At 41.1% G+C, this 12987-nt stretch carries 14 protein-coding genes and 1 tRNA gene; 6 read left to right on the top strand and 9 right to left on the bottom strand.

What is annotated here, in order from left to right; genetic code table 11:
- Nucleotides 1-221: 221 nt before the first annotated feature.
- The 7 genes from H5158_RS06280 to rlmE form a co-directional block, all read right to left on the bottom strand.
- A tRNA-Leu gene (locus H5158_RS06280) sits at nt 222-306 on the bottom strand.
- Between the two features lie 82 nt (nt 307-388).
- Complete coding sequence (secG, locus tag H5158_RS06275) at nt 389-739, bottom strand: preprotein translocase subunit SecG (RefSeq protein ID WP_169019853.1); 351 nt, start codon at nt 737-739, stop codon at nt 389-391.
- A 1-nt stretch (nt 740) separates the two neighbouring features.
- Entirely contained in the window at nt 741-1490 is a 750-nt protein-coding gene (tpiA, locus tag H5158_RS06270; protein WP_182719338.1) for a triose-phosphate isomerase, read from the bottom strand.
- 72 nt (nt 1491-1562) lie between these two features.
- Nucleotides 1563-2912, bottom strand: a complete 1350-nt coding sequence (glmM, locus tag H5158_RS06265; protein ID WP_145239192.1) for a phosphoglucosamine mutase — start codon at nt 2910-2912, stop codon at nt 1563-1565.
- A gap of 2 nt (nt 2913-2914) precedes the next feature.
- A complete protein-coding gene (gene folP, locus H5158_RS06260) occupies nt 2915-3769 on the bottom strand; it encodes a dihydropteroate synthase (RefSeq protein ID WP_182719337.1) in 855 nt (284 codons plus the stop codon).
- Nucleotides 3770-3871: 102 nt separating this feature from the next.
- Nucleotides 3872-5815 (bottom strand): ATP-dependent zinc metalloprotease FtsH, encoded by a 1944-nt coding sequence (gene ftsH / locus H5158_RS06255; RefSeq protein ID WP_145239198.1) that lies wholly within the window; start codon nt 5813-5815, stop codon nt 3872-3874.
- A gap of 66 nt (nt 5816-5881) precedes the next feature.
- Entirely contained in the window at nt 5882-6511 is a 630-nt protein-coding gene (rlmE, locus tag H5158_RS06250) for a 23S rRNA (uridine(2552)-2'-O)-methyltransferase RlmE (RefSeq protein ID WP_145239201.1), read from the bottom strand.
- Nucleotides 6512-6599: 88 nt separating this feature from the next.
- On the opposite strand from rlmE, the gene yhbY reads away from it, so the two are divergent.
- Nucleotides 6600-6896 (top strand): ribosome assembly RNA-binding protein YhbY, encoded by a 297-nt coding sequence (gene yhbY, locus H5158_RS06245; protein ID WP_016707974.1) that lies wholly within the window; start codon nt 6600-6602, stop codon nt 6894-6896.
- Between the two features lie 93 nt (nt 6897-6989).
- On the opposite strand, the gene H5158_RS06240 is transcribed toward yhbY, so the two are convergent.
- Both H5158_RS06240 and H5158_RS06235 read right to left on the bottom strand, forming a co-directional pair.
- Nucleotides 6990-7466 (bottom strand): histidine phosphatase family protein, encoded by a 477-nt coding sequence (locus H5158_RS06240; protein WP_182719336.1) that lies wholly within the window; start codon nt 7464-7466, stop codon nt 6990-6992.
- Nucleotides 7463-8641, bottom strand: coding sequence for a serine hydrolase (locus H5158_RS06235; RefSeq protein ID WP_182719335.1), 1179 nt, complete (start codon nt 8639-8641; stop codon nt 7463-7465). The genes H5158_RS06240 and H5158_RS06235 overlap by 4 nt, the downstream gene beginning before the upstream one ends.
- Nucleotides 8642-8757: 116 nt before the next feature.
- On the opposite strand from H5158_RS06235, the gene H5158_RS06230 reads away from it, so the two are divergent.
- The 5 genes from H5158_RS06230 to H5158_RS06210 all read left to right on the top strand — a co-directional run bounded on the left by H5158_RS06230 (nt 8758) and on the right by H5158_RS06210 (nt 12947).
- Nucleotides 8758-9561, top strand: a complete 804-nt coding sequence (locus H5158_RS06230; protein ID WP_182719340.1) for a hypothetical protein — start codon at nt 8758-8760, stop codon at nt 9559-9561.
- A gap of 104 nt (nt 9562-9665) precedes the next feature.
- Complete coding sequence (locus H5158_RS06225; RefSeq protein ID WP_149981433.1) at nt 9666-10523, top strand: MipA/OmpV family protein; 858 nt, start codon at nt 9666-9668, stop codon at nt 10521-10523.
- A complete protein-coding gene (locus H5158_RS06220; RefSeq protein ID WP_149981434.1) occupies nt 10513-10905 on the top strand; it encodes a DUF3019 domain-containing protein in 393 nt (130 codons plus the stop codon). The genes H5158_RS06225 and H5158_RS06220 overlap by 11 nt, the downstream gene beginning before the upstream one ends.
- Before the next feature lie 13 nt (nt 10906-10918).
- Nucleotides 10919-11623 (top strand): response regulator transcription factor, encoded by a 705-nt coding sequence (locus H5158_RS06215; RefSeq protein ID WP_149981435.1) that lies wholly within the window; start codon nt 10919-10921, stop codon nt 11621-11623.
- A 28-nt stretch (nt 11624-11651) separates the two neighbouring features.
- Complete coding sequence (locus tag H5158_RS06210; RefSeq protein WP_182719333.1) at nt 11652-12947, top strand: ATP-binding protein; 1296 nt, start codon at nt 11652-11654, stop codon at nt 12945-12947.
- Nucleotides 12948-12987: the final 40 nt, after the last annotated feature.

Here is a 12987-nt window from a genome sequence, read left to right as displayed (position 1 = left end):
AAATAAAGCGCTAACTGCGTTATAATTTTTTCAAGTAGAACAACTACATGTCAAAATTTACGCCTTGTTATCACTGTATTTATCTGTCGCTATAAATGGTCAGTAACTTAACACGATTGGTATAATAAACAGGAGGAGCTAATCGAGGTGAGAGTCTGTGCTAATTGCAGACCACAAAAAGCAAAAAACCAGTAACATCGCTGTTACTGGTTTTTATAAGATGGTGCGGTTGGGGGGACTTGAACCCCCACGCCCGAAAGCACTACCCCCTCAAGGTAGCGTGTCTACCAATTCCACCACAACCGCATTGTTAAAGCTTTCGCTTTAGGTGTTAAACATATGATTTATTTGAGGATGATAAATCGTTTAACGATACTTTTAATAAGTATTAATTTGGTACGTCAGATTTCTCTTTCGTTGATGTTACTGGAACATCATCAGCTGCAGGAGCAATTGTTTCAACTGCTGGTGCTGCTTCTAGGTTTTCCCACTCATCAGTCTTTTTTATCTGACCTGCAGTTAAGTTACCTAGTACAATACTTAGCACAAAGAAAACACTGGCTAAGATTGTAGTTGTTTTTGTCATAAAGTTACCTGCACCTGACGAACCGAAAACGGTTGCAGAGGCACCAGCACCAAATGATGAACCCATGTCTGCGCCTTTACCTTGTTGAATTAAAACCATACCAACAAGCGCTAAAGCAACAACTAAATAAACTACTAATAAAATTTCGTACATCTTATACGGTCCCTTTTGCACTTTCGCAGATTGCAGTAAATAACTCTGCTTTTAGACTAGCGCCACCAATCAGGCCGCCGTCTATATCTGGTTGTGCAAATAATAATTCGCTATTTTTTTCATTTACGCTGCCACCATAAAGAATGGTCAGCCCTTGTGCTAAATCACTACTGTTAGCAGCAATTTTATCACGGATAAATTTGTGCACATGTTGTGCTTGTTCAGGCGATGCAGTCTTACCTGTGCCAATGGCCCAAACGGGCTCGTATGCTATCACAGAATCTTTCAGTGCTGCTAGACCTAATTTATCAATTACTGCATCAATTTGTGCAGCAACGACTAATTCAGTTTGACCTTGTTCGCGTTGCTGTTCACTTTCACCAACACATAAGATAGGTGTTAAACCCACTTGTTGTGCACGAGCAAACTTAGCTGCAACAGTGTCATTACTTTCGCCGTAGATACTACGACGTTCAGAGTGACCAACTAAGGTATATTGGCAACCTATATCTTTAATTAATTGCGCATCAACTTCACCAGTAAATGCACCCGGTTCATTTTCAGAAACCGTTTGTGCCCCAGTTGTTACACCTGTTGCTGTTAGCATAGGTAACAATGGGTAAGGTGGAAATACCACAACGTCTATCTGATCTGATTTTACGTTGTTGATAGCGTCAGATAATTGCTGTACTAACTCTTTCGAGCCGTTCATTTTCCAATTGCCTGCGACCATTGGCTTGCGTATTGCCATTTTTCCACTCCACATTAGAAAGCGGGCGAGATAGTAACTCGACTCGCCCAAAGTTACAAGAGGTTATTGTTCTTAATCAGTTTGTTTGCTCATAGATTCGACAACTGCAGCAATTTTTTGTGCACTATCAAGGACTATTTTCTCTTCTTCGGCTTCTACCATCACGCGAACAACCGGCTCAGTGCCAGATTTACGTAATAACACACGGCCTTTACCAGCAAGTTGTTTTTCAACATCAGCAACCGCAGCAATAACCTCTGGTGCAAGTGTTGGATCTGTGCCCGCTTTATAGCGCACATTAATCATCTTCATCGGGTATTTAACAAACCCTGCGCCAAGATCTTTTAGCGTACGATTTTGCGCCACCATAGCAGCCAAAACTTGTAGGCTTGAAATGATGCCATCACCGGTGCTGATCAAATCCAGATTCAATACATGCCCTGAGCTTTCACCGCCGATTTTCCAGCCTTTTTCTTGTAGTAATTCCATTACATAACGGTCACCCACTTTACTGCGAGCAAACTCAATACCTTTCGCTTTAAGCGCGTTTTCAAGACCCATATTAGACATTACCGTGCCAACAACACCACCGCCTAACATGTCATCATTGGCAGCTTGGCAGGCAATAATATAAACAATATCATCACCATCAAAGACACGGCCATTGTGATCAACCATCATTACACGGTCGCCATCACCATCATAGGCAATGCCGACATCAGCATTATGTTCTAATACTTTGCGTTTTAATGCATCAACATGGGTCGCACCGCATTCTAGGTTGATGTTTACACCATTTGGCTCGCAAGCATGGCTAATTATCTGCGCGCCTAATTCACGCATTACTGATGGTGCGATATGATAAGTTGCACCATTGGCACAATCTAATACAATCTTTAAACCTTCTAACGACAGGCCTTGTGGGAATTGGCTTTTACAAAACTCAATATAACGGCCATCAGCGCTTTCTAAACGGCGGGCTTTACCTAGCTTATCAGATGCTACACAGGTCATTGGTTCATCAAGCATTGCTTCAATTTGTAGCTCAACTTCATCAGCTAACTTCAAACCTCGGCCACAAAAAAACTTAATGCCGTTGTCATGATATGGGTTATGAGATGCACTGATCACAATTCCAGCTTCAGCACGAAATGTTTGCGTTAAATATGCAACGGCTGGCGTCGGCATCGGGCCAAGTAATACCACATCGATACCTGCGGCGATCAAACCCGCTTCAAGTGATGTCTCTAACATATAACCAGAAATGCGAGTATCTTTACCAATAATGACTTTCTTAGTGCCATTTTTTGATAGTACCTTGCCTGCAGCCCAACCTAATTTAAGTGCAAATTCTGGTGTAATTGGGTATTCACCCACCATGCCACGTACACCATCGGTGCCAAAATACTTTCTTTCTTTCATTTTTAAATTCCTTGTTCGCAAGCTTGCCACACGCCAAGCACATCTGCGGTTTCTTTTACATCATGTACACGAATAATTTTTGCGCCATTTTGCGCAGCAATTAATGCCCCTGCTAAACTGCCAGCAAGGCGCTCGTTTGTTTGTCTATTTAATAAGTTGCCAATCATTGATTTGCGCGATAGTCCTGCTAAAACAGGTAAACCAAAGTGGTTAAATTCATTAAACCGCGCCAGTAATTGGTAGTTGTGACTGAGGGTTTTACCAAAGCCAAACCCGGGGTCTAAAATAAGTTGCTGGCGCTGAATACCCGCTGTTTCACAGGCATTGATCCGCTGTACAAAAAAATCATTTATATCACTGAATAAATCATCGTAATGTGGAGAGTTTTGCATACTTCGAGGTTGGCCTTGCATGTGCATTAAACACACCGCAACGTCTGGATACTGAGCAACTGTTGCCAGTGCGTTTGGCTCTTGTAAAGCACGCACATCATTAACAATATCAGCACCAGCTAGAATAGCTTGACGCATTACTTCACTTTTACTGGTATCAATCGAAATGATGCAATCATTAACGGCGCTATCACTGTGGGCACGAATTGCCTCGATTGCGGGTATTACTCTGGCTAATTCATCCTCAAGGCTAACATCAGGCGCACCAGGACGTGTTGATTCGCCACCAATATCTAATATGGTAGCACCATCTGCGAGTAACTTTTGAGCTTGTATGACAGCGCTGTCTGTTTGATAGTAGCGCCCACCATCTGAAAAAGAGTCAGGAGTGACATTCAAGATCCCCATTATAACTGGGGTGTCGAGGTGTAAACTGCGACCTCTAGGTAACTTAACTGTGGTCATCTATCACCTTCAATACATCCATTGCATTGATATATATACTTTATTTAACCAGTTACAAAAAAGCCCCGACAATCGGGGCTTTTCGTTTAGCTATTTTAACTGTTATTCAGCTTTATCATCAAGATTTGTTTCATCTTTTTGAGCTGGCTTGTCGTCTTTTTCAGCAACTGGCTCTGCTTTGCTCTCTTCAACTGCTGGTTTTTTATCAGCAGTATCACGGCGGTCATGCGCATCACGTGGTTCACGTACAGGCTGACGTGCCATTAGATCATCAATTTGCTTAGCATCAATCGTTTCATATTTCATTAATGCATCTTTCATTGAATGCAGAATATCAATATGATCTTTCAAGATTTGCTCAGCGCGTTGATAGTTGCGATCTGAGAACAAACGAACTTCAGCATCAATTACTTTTGCCGTTTCATCCGACATGCTCATGGCACGACCACCGCCGCCACCCATGTACATCTCATTTTGATCTTCAGCGTATAGTAATGGCCCTAATTTTTCACTTAGGCCCCACTGTGTAACCATTTTGCGCGCAATGTCAGTAGCACGTTCAATATCGTTACTAGCACCGGTAGTTACTTTATCTTCACCATAAATCAGTGCTTCAGCAATTCGGCCACCATATAAGCTTGAAATCATAGATTCCAATAGCTCTTTAGAGTGACTAACACGGTCTTGCTCTGGTAAATACATCGTTACACCAAGGGCACGGCCACGTGGAATAATCGATACTTTATAAACAGGATCGTGCTCTGGTACGATGCGGCCAACAATTGCATGTCCGGCTTCATGATACGCAGTCATTTCTTTTTCTTTCTCGCTCATCACCATGGTCTTGCGCTCTGCGCCCATCATGATTTTATCTTTAGCAGCATCAAATTCAGCCATGCTAACAACACGTTTATTACCACGTGCAGCATATAGAGCCGCTTCATTGACTAAGTTTGCTAAATCAGCACCAGAAAATCCAGGTGTACCACGCGCAATAACAGAAGCTTCTACGTTATCGCCTAATGGCACTTTTCGCATATGTACTTTAAGGATCTGTTCACGGCCACGGATATCAGGTAAGCCAACCACTACTTGACGGTCAAAACGACCAGGACGAAGTAATGCTGGATCAAGTACATCTGGGCGGTTAGTCGCGGCAATAACGATAATACCTTCATTGCCTTCAAAGCCATCCATCTCTACTAGCATTTGGTTAAGTGTTTGCTCACGCTCATCGTGACCACCACCCATACCTGCGCCACGTTTACGGCCTACGGCATCAATTTCATCGATAAAGATGATACATGGCGCTGCTTTTTTCGCTTGTTCAAACATATCTCGAACACGCGAAGCACCCACACCAACAAACATCTCAACAAAGTCTGAACCTGAAATCGTAAAGAATGGTACTTTTGCTTCACCAGCAACGGCCTTAGCAAGTAAGGTTTTACCCGTACCTGGAGGACCAACCATTAATACGCCTTTAGGAATACTACCGCCAAGTTTTTGGAATTTAGATGGATCACGTAAGAAATCAACAAGCTCTGTTAGATCGTCTTTAGCTTCATCACAACCGGCAACATCTGCGAAAGTGGTTTTAATTTGGTCTTCACTCATTAAGCGTGCTTTACTCTTGCCAAACGACATAGCACCTTTGCCACCGCCGCCTTGCATTTGACGCATGAAGAAAATCCATACCCCAATTAGTAATAACATTGGGAACCATGAAATTAAGATGCTCGCTAAGAATGATTGCTCTTCTGGCTTCACACCTTTTACATTCACATCACTTTTTAATAAGTCATTAAGAATGTCTTTATCATAAATAGGCATGATCGTTTGAAAGCGATCGCCATTGGTTTTAGTGCCAGTAATTGTGCCACTGGTACTTTCGATTGCCACTTCTTGTATAGCGCCACTTCGGGCATCTTTTACAAATTGACTGTAACTAGTTTGACGGTCTGTTTGATCGCCACCATTAAAGCTCTGAAATACTGACATTAGCACAACTGCAATGACCAGCCAGAGTATTAGATTTTTCGCCATATCGCTCAAGGGGTTAACCTCTTGTATCCAATTAATTTAAATTCAACTAAACGCCTGACAACTGTACTACAGTTTGTAGCCTGTCGCTACTATATATACTTCACGTGATCGCGCACGTGAGGCGTCGGGTTTACGGATTTTTACAGTTTTAAAGCTATCACGCACTGTTTTTAAGAATTCATCAAAGCCTTCACCTTGGAATACTTTAACAACAAATGCACCATTTTTCTTTAAAACTTGGCTACACATATCTAATGCTAATTCCACTAAATACATGCTTCCAGCTTGGTCAACGGAGCTATTACCACTCATGTTTGGTGCCATATCAGAGAGCACCACATCAACATTTTTACCATTAATGCGATTTAATAACGCATCTAAAACAGCTTCTTCTCGGAAATCTCCTTGCAAAAAATCAACGCCGGCCAATGAATCCATAGGTAATATATCACAAGCGATCACCTGCCCTTTATCGCCTACTTTTTCTGCTAAATACTGTGACCAGCTTCCCGGCGCAGCTCCCAAATCAACAACAGTCATGGCTGGGCGTAGTAATTTATCTTTATTTTGGATCTCGTCGAGTTTAAAAATCGCACGAGAGCGCCAACCTTTCTTTTGTGCCTCGTGAACATAAGGATCATCAAAATGTTCCTTCAACCATCGCTGTGAACTGGCCGAAAGTTTCTTATTCGTCATAAATTAACACGCAACTAATTAGTAATATTCTCTAGATGGCGTTAGAATACCCTTAATTCAAGCCATATTCAGCAAAATTTGTAACAACATGAAATTATCGAACAAACAAAAGCAGTTTTTAAAAGGTCAAGCACACTCTCTAAAACCAGTTGTACTTCTTGGTTCTAACGGTTTAACTGAAGGTGTATTAGTTGAAATTCAAAGCGCTCTAGAAATCCACGAACTTATTAAAGTAAAAGTACCTACTGATGATCGTGAGACTAAAGCACTGATTTTTGAAGCTATTATTCGTGAAACCGGTGCTGAGAAATTACAGTCAATCGGCCACACCCTTGTGCTTTATCGCCAAAGCGAAGAAAAGAAGATCCAATTACCACGTAATTAATTTTCTATTCCGCTATAAAAAAACCAGCAATTGCTGGTTTTTTTATATCTGCGACGCAACTGCAATAAATTGTAAATAAATATATTACATTGCTCAAAAATTCATCTTCATATCACTCAACTGATAACCTTGCGCTTCGCTTTGTAAGATAAAATAGCGGTTAAATTCAGTTTCAGGCATCTTTTCAACATCTATTTGCGCTATTAATTTTGCCAATTCTGCCGTGGTATTACTATGGCCTACAATCACCACTACGCCATCTTGCGCTAAAACAGTGTGTTTAAATGCGGCTAAGTCACGAGGGTCGTAGCTTTGAATTGTAATATTAAAATGTTCAGCAATAGGAGTTGCGGTCTCGATAGTGCGATTATAGTCCGTACTAAAAACTGCTGTTGGCTGGACTTTACTAAGCAGACTCACTAACTGCTGCGCCCGTTGCTTGCCGGCATCCGTAAGATGGGGATCGTTGCCTGTTAATTTTTCACTATGGCGAAACAAAAAAATACTTTGCGGTGCTGCTGTTAAATTCGCAGTAAACAGTAATATTACGCTCGCTAAAATATAGTTCATTTGTCTTCCTCTTTATACATTGCTAGTTGTTGTGAGCGTTTGAATAGCAACACACGATCAATAAACTCTGTCGTTAATTCATTAATGATACCGGTTTCGGCGTTAAGGATCAGACTGAAACCTATGTTTAAGTGCGGTATTACTACAAGGTCACTGCGATATCCTTGCACCCAGCCGCTATGATAGTAAATGGTTTCATTATCATATTCGTAAACCCGCCAGCCTAAGCCATAATAGGCCTCGCTAAGGTGCTTTTTCCACACTCGACGCCGTAACTCTTTTTTTGTATGCGTATAAGGACGAGTTTGACTGGCTAGCACTGCACTGGATAATACCGTTGGGTAATATCCTAACTGCGCTTTTAACCAAATAGCCATATCACTGGCACTAGCATTAACGCCGGCTGCGGGAAGTACCTTGTAATAATTTTTTTTCAATTTTGCGGTATGCCAGCGTTTGCGCCCTCTTACATGGGGATGAGCATAATTATCATCTGTTACCATCGCGGTATAACCCAGGCTTGCATCATTCATATTTAATGGTGAAAATATAAATTCACTCATCCACCGAGAGTAATCCAATTTAGTACTGCTTTTGATCACTTCAGCAATTAAGCTAAACATCACATTTTGATAGCCATAGCACTGCCCTGGTTGGCAGATAGGTTCAACACTCAACAACTTTTGCACTATATCAGGGTAACTCATTCTTGATTCAATCAAGTTATCATACGCATTAGGTACTAAACCGCTGGAGTGACTGAGTAAGTGAAAAACTTTTAAATTATTTTTGTAATCCGTATTGGCGAAGGCTGGAATAAATTTACTGACAGGGTCGTCTAAAGCAAACTTCCCCTCATTGGCTAACTTTGCACTGAGTGAGCCTGCAAACGTTTTAGATACCGATGCTAAGCGAAACCGAGTATGGGCATTGACTGCTAAGCCCTTATTTAGCTTTGTTACCCCAAACCCTTGTATATGCGTATCATCAGGGCCATTAACTATCGACAACGCAGCCCCTGGGATCCCTTTGCTTTTTAATTTATGTTCGAGATGTTGTGTATAATCATTGACAAATTCTTGCCACTGTTGCTTGCTGGCATGAACCTGCGATTGAAATAAAACTAACGTGATAACGAAAAAAAAGGAGTTGATTAACGACACAAAAGGCTTCATTTTTTATTATTTTTATCTAGATTAAGACATTCTTAGCTTTATAATACCATGAAGTTTTATTAAGACTAACGTACAATATTCCGATTATCGAGCTTTCAAAGGGTTTTAAAGTGTTCATACGTTATTTATCAATAGTTTTTTTTACTTTCATTACAACGGCCTGTGTCACTGCGCCGCCACCTGCTGCGCCTTTAGAAATGCCACTCAAACCGCAATTAAAAAGCCAAAGCTATCAAGTAGCCTATGAAACCGAACATGCTTCACCGAAAGTAAAATCAGTACAATTACCAGCGCATAAAATTACTCGTAACCAAACTGTGCAAGTTATTGCCGATAAAGCAAGTGTCACGGATACCCTATTTAAACAAATAACTGATGCATTAACGACTATGAACTTACGTGTCGTTGATCAAGGCAATAGTGATTATACCCTAGCTATACACCAGCTAGAGCTCAACTTTATTGAAGATACTGAATATCAAATACAACCACCGAATAAAGCGTATCCTTTATTTGCGCAAATAACACAACTGTATCCGATCCAACAATGCTCAACCATCAATGCAGAGGTTAGCATGCGCCTGATCCATCGTGCATCAGGTGATGTAGTGTGGTTTGGAAAATCCTCAATCGACAGTGCAAGCTTCCACCGCGAACCACTTATTTACAGCTTCAGTGATGAACAAGTGATCAGTAATGAGCTTGAAGTAGCCACTTTTATCCATCAACAAAATACTGAGCAAGCACGTCTTGCCCGTGCCAATCAAGAAGTCAGTATACCAAGCTATAAAACCATTTCTAAAATGACCAGTTTAGCTAAACTTCAAGGACCGTGTAATCGCACTGAAGTGAGTGCTCTAACACCGATGATGCACTATTATCTGAGTAGTATTTTGATCGATAAAATTAAAGTACACTAAGTTCATGTCTGCAGAATGACTACTGGCTACAATTTTTTACAGATCAAAGGAACTCTTTGACAATATAATACACTTAACAACTGCTTAATTTATTTGGATCATGGATGCAACGTAAACAACACACTCTACAGAAACTACTGTTATTACTGATCAGTGTGGGTTTATGGAGCACCTCTAGCAATGCCAGCAATCGCTATTATGCTGATAATACCTTAGAGCCTACCTCAGGCTTTGCTTGGGATTGGAGCGCGGGTGCGGGCTATTATGTTGAAGATTCTTATTTAGTTGGAATGGATTCTTACAGTGACGGCCTAGAACTTGATATTAACCTTGCTATTTCTTACGAACGCTTTTATTTAGATATTGATCATAGCCAACTCAGTGGCGGCATTATTATTGGTTATAGCATCATCAATAAGTATGATTGGGATCTTGATATTCTTGGCACTAATATGCAAGCTGGGTTTGATGAAACAGGACTCGACTTTTATAGCAGTGGAGTGGTGTCAGAACTTAAAGGAATACGAAGCCGAAAAAGTGACTTTGATACTGGCTTACGCCTTACCCGCCGCTTTGAAAACTCACAAATCTCTTTTGAATACTTACATGACATTTCCAGTGCTCATAATGGCTGGGTTGTAAATAGCTTTTTTAGTCATATTTTACCATGGCAAAACTGGGAGTTTCGCACCGGTGTTGGTATCAGCGCTTACTCAGCTGATTTCACCAATTACTATTTTGGCATTACAACAGAGGAAGCCACCGCTACTCGTGCGGTCTATCAAACAGACACCGCAATGAGTATGATTTTTGAATTCCACGCCGAGTACCCACTCAATCAACACTGGGTATTTTTAGGTGGCTGGCTATCTACCTGGTTTTCAAATGAAATTTCCAACAGTCCCATTGTATCTCAGGATTATCAGCATAAAGCCATGGTAGGCGTGCGCTATGTATTTTAAAACCACAGTAATTTTATTACTGTTACTTAACACAAAGCCGTTATTGGCCGATGGCGAAGAACCGCACGACAGTAGTTTAATTGCATTGCCCGATACCTGTGTTGCACTGCGAGAAGGACGCAGCTGCTATGCTGATATTGAGTTAAGCTGGCAACAAACTAGCATCGGTAATTACTGTTTACGTGATGCAACATCGAAGCATATTATGCAATGCTGGCTTAGACAAAATAGCGGGAAGTTAAATTATGCTTTTGATTCTGTTGAAAGCATTTCATTTGAGTTAATAAACAGCGATACCGGTAAGATCATTGCATCAACACAAGTACAGTTGCAATGGGTGTATCAAAATCGCCAAAAGAAACGCCGCTGGCGGCTTTTTTAAAACGAGATAAAGCATGAATAATTACGGCACAATATTACTTGTTGAAGATGACGGCTCTTTAGCCCAGTGGGTGGCAGAGTATTTAACTGAGCAAGGCTACACAACTCATATTTGTGAGCGAGGCGACCAAGTTGTCAGTCATGTAAAAGAGCTCAAGCCTGACTTAATTTTACTCGACATTATGCTCCCCGGCCAAGACGGTATTAGTGTCTGTCGTGAACTACGTCAATTTTACCAAAGCCCTATTATTATGCTAACCGCTCGAGACGAAGAAATGGACGAAGTGATTGGTCTTGAAGTCGGTGCCAGTGATTATATAATGAAACCGGTCAGGCCGCGTGCATTACTAGCGCGGATCAAAGCGGCGCTGCGCGCCAATAACGATAATTCGGAGTCGCAAGCGGATGATACCATTATTCAGGTAGGCTCTTTAAAAATTGATACACAATCTCGCAATGTTTTTATTAATGATATTGATCAAGGGGTATCCAGCGCTGAGTACTTATTACTGCATTATTTAGCCTGTAACGCAGGGCAAGTTGTGTCGCGAGATGCTGTATTCAAAGCAACCAAGGGCCGTGAATATGATGGCCTTGATCGCAGTGTCGATGTGCTCATTTCTGCGCTGCGTAAAAAATTTAATGATGATCCCCAGCAACCTGAAAAAATTAAAACAATTTGGGGGCGAGGCTATTTACTCGTCGCAAGCGCTTGGTGATCGCCGCTAAGGTATACTGGCGAACGCTATGAAAAAGTTTTATCTTTCCTTATTAGCCAGTGCCCTGCTCTCGATTGTGATATTAGGTTGGTTAATTGATGCTTTTAGTCAGCAAACTCATACCTCGCAGGATGAGTTTGGCTTTCAAAGTAAACTTTTAATGGGCTTCAGCCAGCAAATTGCCAGCCAACCCTTCATGCAAAGAGCAGACTACACCGCCTTACTTGCACAACAGTTTTCGTTGGGATTAAGTTATCGAGCCACGCAATCTTTAGCGCTGCCACCATCACTGCTGGAAGAGATCAATGCTGAAGGCGGACTGATTTTAGAAGATCAAGAAGGGTATTACCTACTCTACAGTAATGATTTGCTTGCGCCTTTTCATCTTAAATTACGTTTAGAAAAACCCCACGAACAAGATCAACAAAATGATATGTTACTTACCTTAATGTTTTACGCTGGGTTATGTGTGTTTATGGGGTTTATTATTGCACCATTAGCTAAACGACTAGGCGTGGTTAATGACGCAGCTAAAAAGTTTGCCAGTGGCGACTTACATGCTCGCATTCGGGTATCCCATTTCACTTACATTAAAGATGTTGAGCTTACTTTTAACCGCATGGCAAGCCAGATCGAAAAATTACTCGATGAAAATAAACTGATGGCCTCGAGTTTATCTCATGATATACGCACCCCCATTGCCTGCCTACGATTTGGCTTAGATGCGGCACTAGATAGTCATAGCGAAGAAAAAATAAAACATTATTTAAATCGTATGGAAGCTGATTTAGACCAAATGGAATCAATGTTGAAAAGTTATTTAGCATTTGCCACGCTTGAGCAAAAAGCCAACCAACTGACCTACTCACACACTGAGTTAAACAGCTACCTAAGCACCCTAATACAACAACTAGAGCCTAAGTTAGTACAGCAACAACTTGATTTACAACTTATCTGTCATGATAATTCTCATATTTATGCAGATTTACACTGGTTAGCACGCGCAATCACTAATCTGCTTAGCAATGCCTGTGACTTTGCCAAACAAAAAATTATTCTCACAGCATCAATGAAAGAGCAAACACTGATAATCACTGTTGAGGATGATGGTCCAGGTATCGAAGAGCAAAATTGGCACAAAGTTTTTAGTCCTTTTTTTCAAGAACAGAGTCATCGCAATCGAGCCGATCAAAGTTATGGCCTAGGACTTGCCATAGTAGCTAAAGTAGCTGATTGGCATCATGGCAGTGTAAGCGTAAATCGCAGTAAGCAGCTAGCGGGTGCATGCTTTACCCTTAAAATACATAACCCAGAACAATTGTAACTTTTATGTTACAGTTTACATTATCATAAATCACCTCATT

Source organism: Pseudoalteromonas sp. SR45-6 (genome assembly GCF_014163545.1).
Classification (GTDB): domain Bacteria; phylum Pseudomonadota; class Gammaproteobacteria; order Enterobacterales; family Alteromonadaceae; genus Pseudoalteromonas; species Pseudoalteromonas rhizosphaerae.
Note: the sequence above shows the minus strand (reverse complement) of the source record. Positions and strands in the feature narration are given on the sequence as shown.